The sequence below is a fragment of the Microbacterium flavescens genome (assembly GCF_018588945.1).
GTDB lineage: Bacteria > Actinomycetota > Actinomycetes > Actinomycetales > Microbacteriaceae > Microbacterium > Microbacterium flavescens.
Genome location: NZ_JAFIWA010000015.1, coordinates 1 through 15,332, shown reverse-complemented (window position 1 = coordinate 15,332; position 15,332 = coordinate 1). Strand labels below are relative to the sequence as shown.

Below are 15,332 nucleotides of genomic sequence, written 5' to 3'. Positions count from 1 at the left end.
CGACGACGGTCAGCGCGACGTCTTCGGTGGCGGCGATGTCTGCGGCGATCGCAGCCGCCTCCGGCCCGGCGGGGTCGACGGCGCGCGCGGCGACCTCGTCGGCCACGGCGCCGGTGATCTCGTCCGGCACGGCCACCTCGCCGTCGAAGCGCGAGCCGCTCGCGGCATCCGCCCACTGCGGGCCGACGTCTTCGACGGCGAGCTCGACGGCGGTGCCGGCATCGGTGACGAGCGTGATCTCGACGGCGGCGGTCGGAGCGGACTCGGGCTCACGCTGCTGATCGACGGCGTCGAGGGTGGTGTGCTCGGGCCCGGACTCGACGGGGACGATCCGCAGCAGGCCTTCGAGCGGCACCGTGACCGCGGCATCCGTGATCGTCGCGGCGCCGGCCGCGGTGGGCACGACGAGGAGAGCCCCGGCGATCGCGAAAGCGACCCCGGCGGCGATGATGCGTCGAGCTGGCATGCGAGTTCCGCCCGTGATCGGCCCAGTGCGGCGGCCGGCCGCTTCCACAGGATAGACCGCCCGACCGCCCTCGGCACGTCGCGCCGACTATCGTGACCCCCATGGCCGCGTCGACCTCATCGCAGCGCACCTACCGCTACCTGCGCATCGGGATCGCCGGCACCGTCGTCGTCATCTTCACGTCGGTCGGGGTGGCCTCGACCGGCGTCGGCTGGCTGCCCTCGGTGAGCGACTACTTCTACACGCCGGCCCGGGCATCGTTCGTGGGCGCCCTCGTCGCCGTCGCCCTCGCCCTGGTCGCCCTGTCAGGACGCGGCGCCGAACGCGCGCTGCTCGATGCGGCGGCGCTCTTCGCGCCGCTGATCGCGCTCGTTCCCACCACGCTGTCCCCCGGCACGGTCCCCGGCGTGGTCGCACCCTGCGCCGTCCGTTGCTTTCCGCCGGAATACGAAGCGGATGCCGCGAACGGCGTGACGACCTATCTCATCGTCGGCGGGCTCACGGTGCTGGTCGCGCTCCTCCTGGCGGCGCTCGGGCAGGTGGCGCTCGCCGACGTCAGGTTCTCTCTCGTGATGACGACCGCCGTGCTGGTCGTCGTCGGAGCGACCTGGCTGTTCGCGCGCGACGCCTTCCTGGCCCAGGGCCACTTCGTCGCCACTATCGCGTTCTTCGCGCTCTTCGCCGCCGTGGCAGTGATCAACGCCTTCCCACGGCAGGACGCGCCGCCGGCAGCGGTCTTCCGCGTCGTCTATGTCGCGATCGCCGTCGCGCTGGCCGCCGTCCTCGTGATCTACATCGTGCTGCTGCCGCAGGCGGACGCGCGCGGCCTGCCGGTGGTCCTGCTCGCCGAGGCGGGCGCCCTCACTCTCTTCTTCGCGTTCTGGGTGGTGCAGGGCATTGAGAAGTGGAACGACGCCGACCCGGCGATCCGCGGGGTGTCCAGCACCGGCTGACGCCTCGGGTCGCCGCCTCGGCGACGGACTCTGACAAAATTGGGGCGCGGTGGGGTCACCGCGAAGGGACATCATGCGCTTATCGGTCATCGGCTGCGGCTACCTCGGAGCCGTCCACGCGGCGGCGATGGCGTCCATCGGTCACGACGTGGTCGGCATCGACGTCGACGCCGGGAAGGTCGACGCTCTGTCGCGCGGTCTCGCGCCGTTCTTCGAGCCCGATCTTCAGGAGCTCCTCGAGGCCGGTGCCGCGTCCGGGCGGCTGCACTTCACGACCGACATCGCCGCCGCGGCCGGGTCGGACGTCCATTTCCTCGCGGTCGGAACGCCGCAGCAGCGAGGCGGCCACGCCGCCGACCTCACCTTCGTCGACGAGGCCGTCGCCGAGCTGCTGCCCCACCTGCGCCGAGGGGACGTCGTCGCCGGGAAGTCGACGGTCCCAGTGGGCACCGCCGCCCGCCTGGCGCCGCTCATCGAGGCGGCCGGAGCCGAGCTCGCCTGGAACCCGGAGTTCCTGCGGGAGGGCTGGGCGGTCAAGGACACCATCGAGCCGGACCGGCTCGTCGTCGGCGTCCGCTCCGGCGCGACGCGCGCCGTCGACGCGCTGCGGGCGGTGTACGCCCCCGCCGTCGCCGCGGGAACGCCCTTCATCGTGACCGACTGGGCCACGGCCGAGCTCGTGAAGGTCGCGGCCAACGCCTTCCTCGCGACCAAGATCTCCTTCATCAACGCCATGGCCGAGATCGCGGAGGTGACCGGCGCCGACGTCACGCAGCTGGCGGACGCGATCGGCCACGACGTGCGGATCGGCCGCCGCTTCCTGGGCGCCGGCATCGGATTCGGGGGCGGATGCCTGCCCAAGGACATCCGCGCCTTCGCGGCTCGGGCTGAGGAGCTCGGACGCGGCGACTCGATCGCCTTCCTTCGCGAGGTCGACGCGATCAACCTCCGCCGCCGTGAGCGCGCGGTCGAGCTGGTCGTGGAGGGCCTCGGGGGCTCGGTCTTCGAGAAGCGGATCACACTGCTCGGCGCCGCGTTCAAGCCGTACAGCGACGACATCCGGGACTCCCCCGCGCTCGACGTGGCCGTGCGGCTGCGCGGGCTCGGGGCAGTCGTCACGGTGACCGACCCCGCGGCACTGGACAACGCCCGGCGACAGCATCCGCAGCTCTCCTACGTCGATGACCGCGACGAGGCGATCCGCGATGCCGACGCCATCGTGCTGGTGACCGAGTGGGACGTGTACCGGCGCGAGCTCACCCCCGAGCACGCTTCCACGCTCACCGGCGGCCGGGTGGTGGTCGACGGCAGGAACGGGTGGGATGCCGCGGCCTGGCGCGCGGCCGGGTGGACCTACCTCGGCATGGGCCGGCCCTGACGCGACCGGATCAGGACCTCTGAGACCGCCCTCGCGAGACGAGATGCGACGTCGATGTACGAAACGGCGCCCGGCCTGCTCCTTCTGAGCAACGCCCGTCGTCGACCCGCCGACGAGGCATGCTCTCATCTCGATCGAGGAGACCCCGATGCCCGCTTCCACCGCTTCGCCGCGCGGCCCGCGGCCGACCGTCCGCACGACCTCCGTCATCTCCGCTGCCGGCGACGGACTGGCCCCTGCCTCCGCCGACATCGAGGCCGCGCTGCGCGCCGCGGTCGTCGACGCCGCCGAGGAGGTCGCGCTCGCCGAACGCGCCCTCGGCCGCAGCCGAGTCGCCCGAACCCGCGCCGCGCTCGATCTCGAACGGCACCTCCACCCCCTGACGCTCGACGAAGCCGATCGCGAGCGGCTGCGCGCCGCCTACGCCGCAGCCGATGCGCAGGTCGTCGCCAGGCAGTCCGCCTTGGCCGACGCCCGGCAGTTCGAGCAGGCCGCGCGTACGGTCGCGGCAGCACTGGAGAAGCGCGGCGGCGGCCTGTCCTGGCTCTCGGCGGCTCCGGCCGCGGATCAGGACGCCGCGGCGCGCGGGGCTTCCGTCGTCCGGCGAGCGCCGGTGAGCGGACGCGCCGTCACGAGAATGGGCAGGTGATCGCTCAGCCCCTGGGGCAGCGTGCGCACACGGTCGATCTCGAAGCCCACCGACGTGGCGAAGTCGTAGTGACCGCGGAAGAACCGGTACCGCGTGTAGGTGCGCGAATCGCTGAGGTTCAGCTCATACCCGTGCTCGCGCACCTTCTGCCCGAGGTGCTCCTTGAACACCGGGTAGTTGTAGTCGCCCACCATGAGGGCGGGGAGTCCTTCGCCCAGGCTCTGGAGCTCGGTGAGCGCGGTGCGGATCTGGTGCCGCCGCAGTGAGTTGAGCGCGGTGAGGGGCGCAGCGTGGAAGGACGCGACGATGACCTCTCGACCCTCGTCGATGTCGTGCAGGCGCACCCCGAGCAGGCGCTCCTCCGCCGGCTTGAGCACGCGGTCGTGCAGTGACTTCTTGAGGGCGAGTGCGCGGACGTCGAGCGCGCGGTAGGTGTTCTCGCGGTAGTACACGGCGAGCCCCAGCCGGTTGCGCTGTGTGGAGTCCGCGAGGCGCAGCCCCGAGATGGTGTCGGGGAGGTCGGTGGTGTCGGCCTCCTGCAGGCACAGCACGTCGGCGCCGTGGCGCTCGACCAGCTGAACGAGTTCGCCCACCGCGCGGTGCTTGCGGAGGTTGTACGAGATGACCTTCATGTGTGCACCACGATACGAGGGATCGGCGCCCGCCGGGCCACGCCGGCCGGGAACGTACAGCACACTCATGGCCGCGGGGAAAGCCATGGGGCCTTCGGGTCGGAGGTGTGTACCATCGGGAGGACCGCGCGGCGCGCGGACGGCGCTGGGGGCCGCTGGGGCGAATGACAACTCCGATGTGAGAGGCCTACGCCGAGATGAGCAGTACCGCCGATGACGTGAAGACCGCGGTCATCATCGAGGACGATCCGGAGATCCGGCACATCCTGTCCGAGGTGCTCGAATCCGCGGGCTTCACCACGGTGTCCGTCGGCAACGGCGTCGACGGAGTACGCGCCGTGCTGAGCTACAAGCCCCTCCTCACGACGCTCGACGTGAGGATGCCCGGAATCGACGGGTTCGAGGCGGCGCGCCGGATCCGCGCTCAGTCCGACACCTACATCATCATGCTCACCGGGCTCCAGGACGAGGCCGATGTCGTGGCCGGGCTGGGCGCCGGCGCCGACGACTATCTGCTGAAGCCCTTCCGTCCGCGCGAGCTGCGAGCGCGCGTGGAAGCGCTGCTGCGGCGCGCGCGCACCGGTCCGGCGCAGCCGGCGGGCAGCGTCCCCGAGACGCCCGGCGCACGCCCCGTGACGGCGCCGCTGCCGATCGCGCGTGCCGAGGAGACCGACGCGCAGGCCGCCGCAACGGCCGCCGCGTCATCCGGCGCGTCATCCGGGGAAGCGGCGGGCGACGGAGAGTGGCTCGTCCACCGCGACCTGAGCCTGCACCCCGAGAACCGGATCGTGCTCATCGACGGCGAAGACCTCGACCTCACGCGCACGGAGTTCGACCTCCTGGCGGCCCTCCTCGAGTCGAAGCGACGTGTGCGCAGCAAGGCCGACCTGACGCTCGTGCTGCGCGGGGAGTCCTACGTCACGAGCTATTACGTCGGCGATGCGGACAAGCGGGCTATCGAAGCGCACATGACGAATCTGCGGCGCAAGCTCGGCGACAGCCCGACCAGCCCGCGGTACATCGAGACCGTCCGCGGCGTGGGCTATCGCCTCACGTCCGAGCAGGCATGAACGGGACGCAGTGAAGGGGCCATCCCTCCCCAGAAGGATGGCCCCTTCACTTCCCCCATCGGGCTCCCCAGTGCCCGATTCTCCGACGCGTTTCGGGTCCGCGTCAGATGTCGCATCCGCCCCCATGTCGGATGAGCTTGAAGAACATGCTGAGAGTCTGCGTGTCGGACATCGCCTCGGACTCGAGATTCTCGGTGGCCCGCTCGCCCACGACCGTGTCGCCGTCGATGCCGAGCAGGTAGTCGTAGCCCTCCACCAGGGTGCAGCCGTAGTCGAGGGCACCCGCCTCGGGCTTCTGGCCGATGTCGTGCACGAACACCTCCGTGACCTGCCGCCCGCGGGCCGTCACGACGTCGCGGCGGCCGGCGTGGCGCGAGGCGATCTCCACCGTGGCGTCCGAGGTGTTGCTCACGACGACGTGGATGACGTCCGGCACGCGCGTCTGACGAAAGAGCGAATCGAGGACGCCCGCGATGGACTCCGCGACGTCGCAGGCGACGATCACGCAGCCGATGGTCGCCCGGTGCGCCGGCACGCGGTCGAGCGCGGTCTCGGCGGTGGTGCGGGCGGTGGCGGTCATCTCGGGTCTCTCGTCGGTGTCTGGCTGACGGGTTCCACTCTGCCCGGCCGACCGCAAGCTCCCCTTCGAACGAACGCGACATCCGCTCCCTTGTTCCACAACGTTCGCGCAAGGAAAGCGCAAGCCGCGCACGACGCGTCGGCGCGATCCCGCCTGATGGCCCTCAGTAGAATCTCCACATGGCTACCGGGGGGCTAGCGGACACGCAGGCGCTCGGCGCCCCGGACACGCGCACGCGCTCGATCTGGCTGACTCAGCTCGTCCTCGCCGCGAGCGTCGTGATCATCGGCGTGCTGGTCGTCGCCCTCCGGCCGTCTCTCTTCGGGGTGTGGAATTTCGTCGTCGGCGTCCTCGCGATCATCGTCATCTCGGTCGCGACTCTCGCCGCGCCGTGGTCGCGCCTGCCGAGGGAAGCCGTGCTGATCGTGGTGTTCCTCGACACCCTCGCGATCGGCCTCATGGCCAGCGGCACCGAGCTGCGCTTCGGGTATCTGTGGGTCTTCCCGGTCATGTGGGTGGCGATGTACTTCCCGGCCACGGTGCTCGGTGCGGTGCTCGCGACCATCGGCGTCATCCTCCTGCTCGACTCGACCAACGCACCCGACAGCAATTCGGCCCTTCGCATCTTCATCGTCCTGCTGTCCCTCGGCTTCATCGGCATCACCGCCCACCTCGCGATGCGGCAGATGCGCGCCCTGCGGCGGGTGCTGCAGCGCCAGGCGGGGCGCCTCGCGGAGACGCTCGACCGCCGATCCGAGCAGGAGCGCCGCACCAACGAGATCCTGAACGGCGTCGACGCGGGCGTGGCACGGGTGTCGCCGGGCGGGTCCGTGCTCATGGTGAACGACGCGTACGCCCGCCTGTACGGGCTCGATCCGCGCGATGCGAGCCAGCCGGCGAAGTCCGTCGAGTACACCGGTCTGCGCGGCATGCCCGTGCCGCTCTCGGAGCGGCCACTGGCTCGCGCGGCGCGGGGGGAGATCTTCACCGACGCCCGCGTGTGGGTCTTCACCGGCGGCGGCGAGTGGCGGGTCCTCTCCGTGAGCTCGAAGCGGCTCAGCGGCCTCGGCCGGGAGGACGCCAGCATGCTCCTTCTCGCGTACGACGTCACGGCGATCACCCACGCCCAGCGTGAGCGCGAGCGCCTGTCGGCGATCGCCTCCCACGAGCTGAAGCACCCGCTCACCGTCATGATCGGCAACGCCGATCTGGCACTGGAGGACCCCGACCTCAGCCCGCGCCTCCGCGAACGCCTCGAGACGATCCTCCGTGCGAGCGAGCGGGTGCTGGAGATGACGTCCAGCATGCTCAAGTCCTCGCGGACCGCGTTCGAGGGGCGCGAGTCGTACGACGACATCGACATGCGCCAGATCGTGGTGGACTCGGTCGACTCCTTCCGCCCCACGGCGAGCGCACACGACGTCGTGATCCAGCTCGACGTGAACGAGCCCCTTCCGGCGACGGCCGACGGATTCCGCATGCGCCAGGTGATCGACAACCTCGTGAGCAACGCGATCAAGTACACGCCGCGCGACGGCGACGTGCGCATCGCCGGCGCCCTCGACGGCGACACGGTCTCCCTGACCGTGTCCGACACGGGCATCGGGATCTCGGCCGAGGACCTGCCGAACATCATGACGCCGTACTTCCGCACGTCCACCGCCAAGGACACCGCGTCCGGCACGGGCCTCGGGCTCGGGATCACGCGCGAGATCGTCGCCGCGCACGGCGGCACGCTCACCATCGAGAGCGACCTCGGCTCGGGCACGACGGTCACCGTGAAGCTGCCGCGGTTCGCGCCCGAGAAGACAGACGCAGGGGGGAAGGGCTCGTGACGGACATCGCCGACATCAGCGCCGGGCTCGGCATCGCACAGGCCGCGATCGCGACGCTGGCCACAATGCTCACGATCGGCATCGCGTTCCTCTCCAAGCCCTCGCGAGCGACGCTGTTCTGGTCGTTCGCCTTCGCACTGGCCATGGTGTCGACGTTCGGCGTGGTCGCGGGCGAGATCGCGCAGTCCGAGACGGTCCGCCGCATCTTCCTCGGGTGCCTCATGGGCGCACCGGCTCTGCTGTGGTCGGGCTTCCGCGCCCTGTGGGGGGTCCGGGCATTCCCGTGGATCGGTGCGGTGATCGGCGCGGCCTCGGCGGTCCTGCTCGTGGCCGCCGGTGAGACGATCTGGTTCAGCCCGGCCTATCGGGCAGTGTTCTTCGCCGCGTCGGTGTGCGCCGGCCTGTTCTTCTTCGACTGGGTGCGCGTCTCCGCGCGTCGCGATCGGATCACCCTCCCGTTCGCCATCATGTCGCTCGCGTTCTTCGCGGTGGGCACGGCGAACGCGGTCGCCGGCTTCCTCTTCCCGCCGACGACCGGCGACGATCTCGCTCTCGTCCGGCTCGTCACCTCGATCGGCATGCTGGCGTACACGGCCTGCGCCCTGGTCGCAGTGGTCGGCATCTCGACGCGCGACACCCCGCTCGCCCGCGGTTCCGAAGCGCCGGCAGGCTGGCAGCGCTTCGAGCTGACGGCGACGGAGCGGCTGACGCGGGCGCGCGCCTCCGCCGAGCCGTGGTCGCTCGTCTACCTGCGGCTGGACGACGCGACCGAGATCCGGCAGATGGGCGGGTCAGCGGCGCTCGGCAAGCTCTCGCAGCGCTTCCTCGACACCGTGCGCGAGGTCTTCCCGGCCGAGGCCGACGTCGGCACGCCGAGCCCGGGCACCGCCGTGGTACTGGTCCCCCGCAGCGACGCCGCGGTGCGCGACCACCTGCGGGCCGTGCTCGAGCGCATCTCGAACCTCGAGGTCGACATGAGCCTGCCCATCCGTCCCTCGGCGAGCGCCGGATGGGCTCCGGTGTCGGTCGTGGGCTACGACCTGGATGCCCTGCTCTACATGGCGCGCGAAGCGGCGACGCTGGCGAGCGAGAACGGCGGAGACCGGTGGGAGCGGGTCGGCGTCACCGTCACCGACCGTCTGCTCAATCCCCTCCAGCGATCCTGAGCGGGTCGTCGGGAGCGCCGGACGTCACTCCCGATCGCGCCGGGCACGGGTCTGCTCGGCGCGCTGGGCGAGGAGCTCGTCGTCCGGATAGCCGACCGCGGTGAGGGTGAGGCCTCGAGCCGCGAGGACCTTCACCTCCGGCACGCGCTCGAGTCCGTCGCGGATGTCGAGCAGATCGTCGGCGTCGAGGCGTCCTTCCCCCACCGCCACGCAGCCGCCGACGAGCGCCCGCACCATGCTGTGGCAGAACGCGTCGGCTCTCACATGCGCGAGCAGGACGCCGTCACGGTCGCGACGCCAGTCGAATTCGAGGAGCGTGCGGATGGTCGTCGCCTCGTCGCGCGGCTTGCAGTAGGCGGCGAAGTCGTGGAGTCCGATGAGGCTGCGGGCCGCGGCATCCATCGCCTCCGCATCCAGCGCCGCGCGCACCGTGGTGGTGCGATGACGCTCGAGCGGATCGTAGCCCGACACGCTGTCGGCGACCCGGTACTCGTAGCGGCGCCACACGGCGGAGAAGCGGGCGTCGAAGCCCGCGGGAGCGGCGGCCGTGCGGGTGACGACGACGTCGGAGTACGCCCCGACGACTCCGCTGAGCCGAGCTGCCAGCGCGCCGACCGGATCGGGTGCGTCGGCTCCGGCGCGCGGGCGGCGCGCGAAGAGCCGCTCACTCTGGGCCTCGTCGAGGTCGACGTGCGCGACCTGACCGGTCGCGTGGACCCCGGCATCGGTGCGCCCGGCGACCACCAGGCGAGGATCGCCGCCGAGGACGCGGCCGAGGGCCCCTTCGAGGGTCTCCTGCACCGTTCGCAGGCCGGGCTGTCGGGCCCAGCCCCGGAAGTGCGTGCCGTCGTAGGCGATGTCGAGACGGATCCGCACCGCCCCAGCATATGTCGCCACCCGAGCGCCAGCACCCGGCCTAGAATGGCAACTCGCCCCACGAAACCCATGACGTCCCTCGCGCCAGCACATACCTCCTCCCGCTACGCAGGTCTCGACGGCCTGCGTGCGGTCGCGGTCGTGCTCGTCGTGGTCTATCACCTCTTCCCGCCCGCGCTGCTGCCGGGGGGCTTCGTCGGCGTCGACGTCTTCTTCGTCATCAGCGGCTTCCTGATCACCAGCCTGCTGCTGCGCGAGCACAGGTCGACCGGGCGCATCCGCCTCGGTGCTTTCTGGGTGAGACGCGCACGGCGCCTGCTGCCCGCAATGGCGCTGGTGGTCACGGTGTGCTCGACGATCGCCTGGCTGATCGGCGGCGATGTGCTCGTGCGCCTCGGCGAACAGGTGCTCGGCGCGGCCACCTTCAGCTACAACTGGGTGTCGATCGCGGGCGACGCCGGCTACTTCGGATCAGCCGCGCCGGAGCTCTTCCGCAACTTCTGGTCGCTGTCGGTGGAGGAGCAGTTCTACGTGCTCTGGCCGCTGATCCTGCCGCTGTTCCTGCTGCTCCCGCGGCGCGGCGCACGGGCAGCGGTCGCCATGGGTCTCGCCGTGGCATCCGCCGGATGGATGGCCGCAGTGGTGTGGACCGGGGGCGACGTCACCCGCGCGTACTTCGGCACCGACACGCACTCGTTCGGCATCCTCCTGGGCGTGGCGCTCGCCTTCGTCCTCGACGAGCTCCTGGACCGACCGGCGCGAGACGACGCGCCCGCACCGATCCCGGCTGTCACCCCGCCGGCCGGGTGGACGATCGTGATGCCGCCGTCGGTCACCCGCACGGCCACGGCGACGCGTGCGGCGTGGGTCGGCTCGCGGGCGGCGCGCACCGTCACCGGCTCGCTCGGCATCGCGTCGCTCGCGGGCATCGCCGTCTGCGCGTCGCTGCCGGCCGGTGACGGAGCGGCCACCTTCCCGGGATCCCTGCTGGCGGCGAGCCTGTTCACCGCGCTCGCCATCACCGCGGGGGTCTGGCCCGGATCGTGGTTCGGTCCGGCCCTCGACGCCCGGCCGCTGCGGTGGGTCGGCGATCGCTCGTACGGCATCTATCTGTGGCACTGGCCGCTGCTGGTGCTCGCGGCAGCAGCCGTCCCCGTCGCGAGCGGCAACGTTCCCGTGTGGATCGGCCTCGGCGTGCTCGCGCTGACCCTGATCGCCGCCGAGGCGTCGTACCGCTTCGTCGAGACCCCTGTGCGGAGGCTCGGGTTCGTCGCCGCGCTGCGGCGCCTGCGGGATCTCGTGCGCGCCGACAGCCGCGGCCGGCTGCGGGCGCTCGGCGTCGTCACGGCCGGCGTGCTCGTGCTCGGCGGCACTTCGGCCGCGATCGCCGCCGCACCGTCGGAGTCGTCGGGCGAGAGCGCCGTGGCCGCCGGCCAGGCTGCGCTCGACCGCGCCAGGCGGAGCGCCGGCCCGGCGGCGACTCCCGCGCCCGCCCTCACGCCCGCTGCCGCATCCTCGTCGCCCGCGGCAGCGACTCCGGCGCCTGCGCCGACGGGCGGTCCGCTCACGACGAAGCCGTCGCCGATGCCGCAGCCCACGCCGGTGACCGGCGCCGAGATCAGCGCCGTGGGCGACTCGGTGATGCTGGCGTCCGTGCCCGCGCTCTTCGAGCGGCTTCCGGGCATCCAGGTCGACGCCGAGGTGTCCCGCTCAGCCTGGGCGGGCCCCGGCCTCCTCGAGGGCCTCGCGTCGAGGGGAGAGCTGCGCAACTACGTCGTGGTGGCGCTCGGCACGAACGGCCCCGTCGACGCGGACGCGCTCGCGCGCATGGCGGAGATCGCGGGGCCCGACCGGCACCTGATCCTGGTCAATGCGCACGCGCCCCGCGACTGGATCCCCGGCGTCAACGCCGACCTCGCCGCATTCGCGAAGGCGCACCCCGGCGTGGTCGTCGCGGACTGGTCGTCGGCCATCGGCGCCCGCACCGACCTGCTGGCCGGCGACGCGATCCATCCGAGCGCCGGCGGCGCGGAGGTCTTCGCCGAGCTCATCGCCCGCAGCATCGACGCGGTGGAGCGTGAACGCGCGCAGGAGCAGTACGAGAGCGAGCTGCGCCTGCACGAGCGGCTCACGCATCGACCCCTCCCGAGCGCCGAATAGACGAGAAGCGGATGCCGCGGCATCCGCTCTCCTGCGTTTAGCGCAGCGAGACCCGCGGCCCCGAAGGGCACGCGGGTCTCGCGGTGCAAGGGTGGTCGCGGCGCGGACGCTGCGACCTGCCGGGCTGCTGCGCCCGGCGGCCCGATTACTCGGACTTCTCCTCGGCGGGAGCCTCGACGGCCTCCTCGGCCGCAGCCTCGGCGGCAGCGCCCTCCTCCTGCGACTCGGCGCCGCCCTCGGTGGATTCGTCGGACACGGGGGCCTCCTCGACCTCGGCGGACTCGTCGGCAGCCGGAGCGGCCGCAGCCGCCTTGGCCGTCTTCTTGGCCGACTTCGCCTTGGGGGTGACGGGCTCGAGGACGAGCTCGATCACGGCCATGGGCGCGTTGTCGCCCTTGCGGTTGCCGACCTTCGTGATGCGGGTGTAGCCGCCCTCACGGTCGGCGACCAGCGGAGCGATCTCGGTGAACAGGACGTGCACGACTTCCTTGTCACCGATGACCGACAGCACGCGACGACGCGCGTGCAGGTCGCCGCGCTTGGCGAACGTGATCAGGCGCTCGGCGAGCGGACGCAGGCGCTTGGCCTTCGTCTCGGTCGTCTTGATCGACTTGTGCGTGAACAGCGCAGCGGCGAGGTTCGCAAGCAGCAGGCGCTCGTGTGCGGGGCCGCCTCCGAGGCGGGGACCCTTCGTGGGCTTAGGCATTCTCAGTTACTCCAGGATGAATTCGGTCGGGGGTCCGGATACTCAGACGGTCTCGTCGTCGTAGCCGCCGTAGAAGTGCGCGCCGTCGAACCCGGGAACCGAGTCCTTGAGCGACAGGCCGAGCGAGACGAGCTTGTCGCGCACCTCGTCGACCGACTTCTGACCGAAGTTGCGGATGTTCATGAGCTGCGTCTCGGACAGGGCGACGAGCTCCGACACGGTGTTGATGCCCTCGCGCTTGAGGCAGTTGTACGAGCGGACCGACAGGTCGAGGTCTTCGATCGGCATCGACAGCTCGTTCGAGAGGACGGTCTCGACCGGCGCCGGGCCGATCTCGATGCCCTCGGCCTCGACGTTGAGCTCACGGGCCAGGCCGAAGAGCTCCGTCAGGGTGCGACCGGCCGAAGCGACGGCGTCGCGGGGCGCCATCGACGGCTTCGACTCGACGTCCAGGACGAGCTTGTCGAAGTCGGTGCGCTCGCCGGCACGGGTGGCCTCGACGCGGTAGCTGACCTTGAGCACCGGCGAGTAGATCGAGTCGATCGGGATCTGACCGGCCTCGGCGTACTCGTTGCGGTTCTGCGTCGCCGACACGTAGCCGCGACCGCGCTCGATGGTGAGCTCGAGCTCGAACTTCGCGGTGTCGTTCAGCGTCGCGATGACGAGCTCGGGGTTGTGCACCTCGACACCGGCCGGAGCCGAGATGTCGGCGGCGGTGACCTCACCGGCGCCGGTCTTGCGCAGGTACGCGGTGATGGGCTCGTCGCGCTCGCTGGAGACGACCAGCTGCTTGATGTTGAGGATGATCTCGGTGACATCCTCCTTGACACCCGGAATGGTGCTGAACTCGTGGAGGACGCCGTCGATGCGGATCGACGTCACGGCTGCGCCGGGGATGGAGGACAGGAGGCTGCGACGCAGCGCGTTGCCGATCGTGTAGCCGAAGCCGGGCTCCAGCGGCTCGATGATGAAGCGGCTGCGGAACTCCCCGACCTTTTCCTCGGTCAGAGTGGGACGCTGTGCGATGAGCACTATGTGTTCCTTTCGATCACGTGCCCGCTATATGACACGTGCGGTGGGTGAGGTGTTGAGTTTTTCTCAGGGCGTCCGGTGATCCGGGCCGCGGAGCGGCCGGAGAGCACGAGGACGCCGAAGCGTGCGGTAGCCGGGGCACCGTTTCAGGTGCCCCGGCTCCGAAGATCAGACGCGGCGGCGCTTGGGCGGACGGCAGCCGTTGTGGGCCTGCGGCGTCACGTCCTGGATCGATCCGACCTCGAGGCCTGCGGCCTGGAGCGAGCGAATCGCAGTCTCGCGGCCCGAGCCCGGGCCCTTCACGAAGACGTCGACCTTCTTGACACCGTGCTCCTGCGCCTGGCGGGCAGCCGACTCGGCGGCCATACCAGCGGCGTACGGGGTCGACTTGCGCGAGCCCTTGAAGCCCACGCCACCCGACGAGGCCCAGCTGATGACAGCGCCCGAGGGGTCGGTGATCGAGACGATCGTGTTGTTGAACGTCGACTTGATGTGGGCCTGGCCCAGCGCGATGTTCTTCTTCTCCTTGCGGCGCGGCTTGCGCGCAGCGGTCTTGGCCTGTGCCATGTGCTTTGCTCCCTAAATCCTTGAGGCGCCGGCGGAGGCCTAGCGCGCCTTCTTCTTGCCGGCGACGGTGCGCTTCGGTCCCTTGCGGGTGCGCGCGTTCGTCTTGGTGCGCTGACCGCGCACCGGGAGGCCGCGGCGGTGGCGCAGGCCCTCGTACGAGCCGATCTCGACCTTGCGGCGGATGTCGGCGGCCACCTCACGGCGGAGGTCACCCTCGACCTTGAAGTTGGCCTCGATGTGGTCGCGGAGCGCGATGAGCTGGTCGTCGCTGAGGTCCTTGACGCGGATGTTCTCGTCGATCTCCGTCGCCTTGAGGATCTCGTTCGAGCGGGTACGGCCAACGCCGTAGATGTAGGTGAGGGCGATCACCACGCGCTTGTCGCGCGGGATGTCTACGCCGGCAAGACGTGCCATGCGGTTCTCCTAGGGAGTGAGTGGAGGTGTGGAGCAGCATCGGTGCCCGGGCCCCCAGCCCGAGGTGTCCCCTCCTGAGAGGTTCTGACGCTGCCTGTGATGTGTTCAGTTATGGAGTTCTGTCGTGCGTCGCGAGGTTTCGACTCGCTCTGCGAATCAACCCTGGCGCTGCTTGTGACGCGGGTTCGACTTGCAGATGACCATGACGCGACCGTGGCGGCGGATGACCTTGCAGTGGTCGCAGATGGGCTTGACTGAGGGGTTGACCTTCATGATTTCCTGTTTCGCTGTCTTCGCCGGCACCCCGGATATCTCAACCCGGGAGTGGGGCGTTACTTCTCGACCGGTCTAGCGGTAGCGGTAGACGATGCGCCCGCGGGTGAGGTCATAGGGGCTGAGCTCCACGACCACACGGTCCTCGGGGATGATGCGGATGTAGTTCTGCCGCATCTTGCCGGAGATCGTCGCGAGGACCTTGTGCCCATTGCTCAACTCGACGCGGAACATCGCGTTCGGGAGAGCCTCGGACACGACGCCCTCGATCTCGATGACACCGTCTTTCTTCGCCATACGCTCGCTATCACTTTTTGCAGACCGGTCGGTCTGCGGTGGATGGGATTGTGGTGCTCGGACACGCCGATTGAGGCGCAACGCACCAAAGATCAAGCATACGTGATATCGGATGCCTCGGCAAACCGATGCGGCACCGCCCGCGCGAGACCGCACAGGTGCGACGAGACGACGCTCGGCGGCTGACGTCTCGTTGCGGATGCGTCGTCTCACGGGCCAAGGGGCGGGAGGGGCGGGGGCGGCGGGGGGAGTTCCCCCCCAGGTTGGGGGGGCGGCGC

17 protein-coding genes are annotated in these 15,332 nt (G+C 70.6%); 7 read left to right on the top strand and 10 right to left on the bottom strand.

Translation table 11 applies throughout. From position 1 onward, the window contains the following. Positions 1 to 466 (bottom strand): hypothetical protein (locus JX005_RS15920; RefSeq protein WP_214468606.1); only part of this gene is annotated, 466 nt, incomplete at its 3' end. 101 nt (positions 467 to 567) lie between these two features. Here JX005_RS15920 and JX005_RS15915 point away from each other — a divergent pair. From JX005_RS15915 to JX005_RS15905, 3 genes are all read left to right on the top strand, one after another. Continuing rightward, the gene (locus JX005_RS15915) at positions 568 to 1,419 is read left to right on the top strand and encodes a hypothetical protein (protein WP_214468605.1); all 852 of its coding nucleotides are present in this window, start codon (positions 568 to 570) and stop codon (positions 1,417 to 1,419) included. 73 nt (positions 1,420 to 1,492) lie between these two features. Next, complete coding sequence (locus JX005_RS15910; protein ID WP_214468604.1) at positions 1,493 to 2,797, top strand: UDP-glucose dehydrogenase family protein; 1,305 nt, start codon at positions 1,493 to 1,495, stop codon at positions 2,795 to 2,797. A gap of 148 nt (positions 2,798 to 2,945) precedes the next feature. Beyond that, positions 2,946 to 3,446, top strand: a complete 501-nt coding sequence (locus tag JX005_RS15905; protein WP_214468603.1) for a hypothetical protein — start codon at positions 2,946 to 2,948, stop codon at positions 3,444 to 3,446. Here the strand turns inward: JX005_RS15905 and JX005_RS15900 are convergent. Next, positions 3,365 to 4,078, bottom strand: coding sequence for an endonuclease/exonuclease/phosphatase family protein (locus JX005_RS15900; RefSeq protein WP_214468602.1), 714 nt, complete (start codon positions 4,076 to 4,078; stop codon positions 3,365 to 3,367). The genes JX005_RS15905 and JX005_RS15900 overlap by 82 nt on opposite strands. Before the next feature lie 197 nt (positions 4,079 to 4,275). On the opposite strand from JX005_RS15900, the gene JX005_RS15895 reads away from it, so the two are divergent. Next, the gene (locus tag JX005_RS15895) at positions 4,276 to 5,148 is read left to right on the top strand and encodes a response regulator transcription factor (RefSeq protein ID WP_214468601.1); all 873 of its coding nucleotides are present in this window, start codon (positions 4,276 to 4,278) and stop codon (positions 5,146 to 5,148) included. Positions 5,149 to 5,251: 103 nt separating this feature from the next. Here the strand turns inward: JX005_RS15895 and JX005_RS15890 are convergent, their stop codons facing one another. Then, positions 5,252 to 5,728, bottom strand: a complete 477-nt coding sequence (locus JX005_RS15890; protein WP_214468600.1) for a glycosyltransferase — start codon at positions 5,726 to 5,728, stop codon at positions 5,252 to 5,254. A gap of 179 nt (positions 5,729 to 5,907) precedes the next feature. Here JX005_RS15890 and JX005_RS15885 point away from each other — a divergent pair, with 179 nt between their 5' ends. Both JX005_RS15885 and JX005_RS15880 read left to right on the top strand, forming a co-directional pair. Continuing rightward, positions 5,908 to 7,563, top strand: coding sequence for a sensor histidine kinase (locus tag JX005_RS15885; RefSeq protein ID WP_214468599.1), 1,656 nt, complete (start codon positions 5,908 to 5,910; stop codon positions 7,561 to 7,563). Next, positions 7,560 to 8,729 carry a nucleotidyl cyclase domain-containing protein gene (locus tag JX005_RS15880; RefSeq protein WP_214468598.1) on the top strand — a complete coding sequence of 390 codons (1,170 nt, stop codon included), beginning with the start codon at positions 7,560 to 7,562 and terminating at the stop codon, positions 8,727 to 8,729. The genes JX005_RS15885 and JX005_RS15880 overlap by 4 nt, the downstream gene beginning before the upstream one ends. 24 nt (positions 8,730 to 8,753) lie before the next feature. Here JX005_RS15880 and JX005_RS15875 read toward each other — a convergent pair whose 3' ends face one another. Further along, the gene (locus JX005_RS15875; protein ID WP_214468597.1) at positions 8,754 to 9,605 is read right to left on the bottom strand and encodes a tRNA pseudouridine synthase A; all 852 of its coding nucleotides are present in this window, start codon (positions 9,603 to 9,605) and stop codon (positions 8,754 to 8,756) included. 69 nt (positions 9,606 to 9,674) lie between these two features. Here JX005_RS15875 and JX005_RS15870 point away from each other — a divergent pair, with 69 nt between their 5' ends. After that, positions 9,675 to 11,765, top strand: a complete 2,091-nt coding sequence (locus JX005_RS15870) for an acyltransferase family protein (RefSeq protein ID WP_214468596.1) — start codon at positions 9,675 to 9,677, stop codon at positions 11,763 to 11,765. Between the two features lie 145 nt (positions 11,766 to 11,910). On the opposite strand, the gene rplQ is transcribed toward JX005_RS15870, so the two are convergent. From rplQ to infA, 6 genes are all read right to left on the bottom strand, one after another. Further along, positions 11,911 to 12,471 carry a 50S ribosomal protein L17 gene (gene rplQ, locus JX005_RS15865; protein ID WP_214468595.1) on the bottom strand — a complete coding sequence of 187 codons (561 nt, stop codon included), beginning with the start codon at positions 12,469 to 12,471 and terminating at the stop codon, positions 11,911 to 11,913. Positions 12,472 to 12,513: 42 nt separating this feature from the next. Beyond that, positions 12,514 to 13,503 (bottom strand): DNA-directed RNA polymerase subunit alpha, encoded by a 990-nt coding sequence (locus tag JX005_RS15860; RefSeq protein ID WP_214468594.1) that lies wholly within the window; start codon positions 13,501 to 13,503, stop codon positions 12,514 to 12,516. 168 nt (positions 13,504 to 13,671) lie between these two features. Beyond that, complete coding sequence (rpsK, locus tag JX005_RS15855; protein ID WP_056117708.1) at positions 13,672 to 14,070, bottom strand: 30S ribosomal protein S11; 399 nt, start codon at positions 14,068 to 14,070, stop codon at positions 13,672 to 13,674. A gap of 39 nt (positions 14,071 to 14,109) precedes the next feature. After that, a complete protein-coding gene (rpsM, locus tag JX005_RS15850; RefSeq protein ID WP_214468593.1) occupies positions 14,110 to 14,484 on the bottom strand; it encodes a 30S ribosomal protein S13 in 375 nt (124 codons plus the stop codon). A gap of 156 nt (positions 14,485 to 14,640) precedes the next feature. Continuing rightward, on the bottom strand, positions 14,641 to 14,757 hold the full coding sequence (gene rpmJ / locus JX005_RS15845) for a 50S ribosomal protein L36 (RefSeq protein ID WP_005050492.1): 117 nt from the start codon (positions 14,755 to 14,757) through the stop codon (positions 14,641 to 14,643). A gap of 75 nt (positions 14,758 to 14,832) precedes the next feature. After that, the gene (gene infA, locus JX005_RS15840) at positions 14,833 to 15,054 is read right to left on the bottom strand and encodes a translation initiation factor IF-1 (protein WP_018171468.1); all 222 of its coding nucleotides are present in this window, start codon (positions 15,052 to 15,054) and stop codon (positions 14,833 to 14,835) included. Positions 15,055 to 15,332: the final 278 nt, after the last annotated feature.

Coding starts and splice junctions, on each gene's coding strand:
- JX005_RS15885 (WP_214468599.1), top strand. CDS start 5,908: ATGGCTACCGGGGGGCTAGCGGACACGCAGGCGCTCGGCGCCCCGGAC.
- JX005_RS15910 (WP_214468604.1), top strand. CDS start 1,493: ATGCGCTTATCGGTCATCGGCTGCGGCTACCTCGGAGCCGTCCACGCG.
- infA (WP_018171468.1), bottom strand. CDS start 15,054: ATGGCGAAGAAAGACGGTGTCATCGAGATCGAGGGCGTCGTGTCCGAG.
- rpsM (WP_214468593.1), bottom strand. CDS start 14,484: ATGGCACGTCTTGCCGGCGTAGACATCCCGCGCGACAAGCGCGTGGTG.
- JX005_RS15870 (WP_214468596.1), top strand. CDS start 9,675: ATGACGTCCCTCGCGCCAGCACATACCTCCTCCCGCTACGCAGGTCTC.
- rpmJ (WP_005050492.1), bottom strand. CDS start 14,757: ATGAAGGTCAACCCCTCAGTCAAGCCCATCTGCGACCACTGCAAGGTC.
- JX005_RS15900 (WP_214468602.1), bottom strand. CDS start 4,078: ATGAAGGTCATCTCGTACAACCTCCGCAAGCACCGCGCGGTGGGCGAA.
- rplQ (WP_214468595.1), bottom strand. CDS start 12,471: ATGCCTAAGCCCACGAAGGGTCCCCGCCTCGGAGGCGGCCCCGCACAC.
- JX005_RS15890 (WP_214468600.1), bottom strand. CDS start 5,728: ATGACCGCCACCGCCCGCACCACCGCCGAGACCGCGCTCGACCGCGTG.
- JX005_RS15915 (WP_214468605.1), top strand. CDS start 568: ATGGCCGCGTCGACCTCATCGCAGCGCACCTACCGCTACCTGCGCATC.
- JX005_RS15895 (WP_214468601.1), top strand. CDS start 4,276: ATGAGCAGTACCGCCGATGACGTGAAGACCGCGGTCATCATCGAGGAC.
- rpsK (WP_056117708.1), bottom strand. CDS start 14,070: ATGGCACAGGCCAAGACCGCTGCGCGCAAGCCGCGCCGCAAGGAGAAG.
- JX005_RS15905 (WP_214468603.1), top strand. CDS start 2,946: ATGCCCGCTTCCACCGCTTCGCCGCGCGGCCCGCGGCCGACCGTCCGC.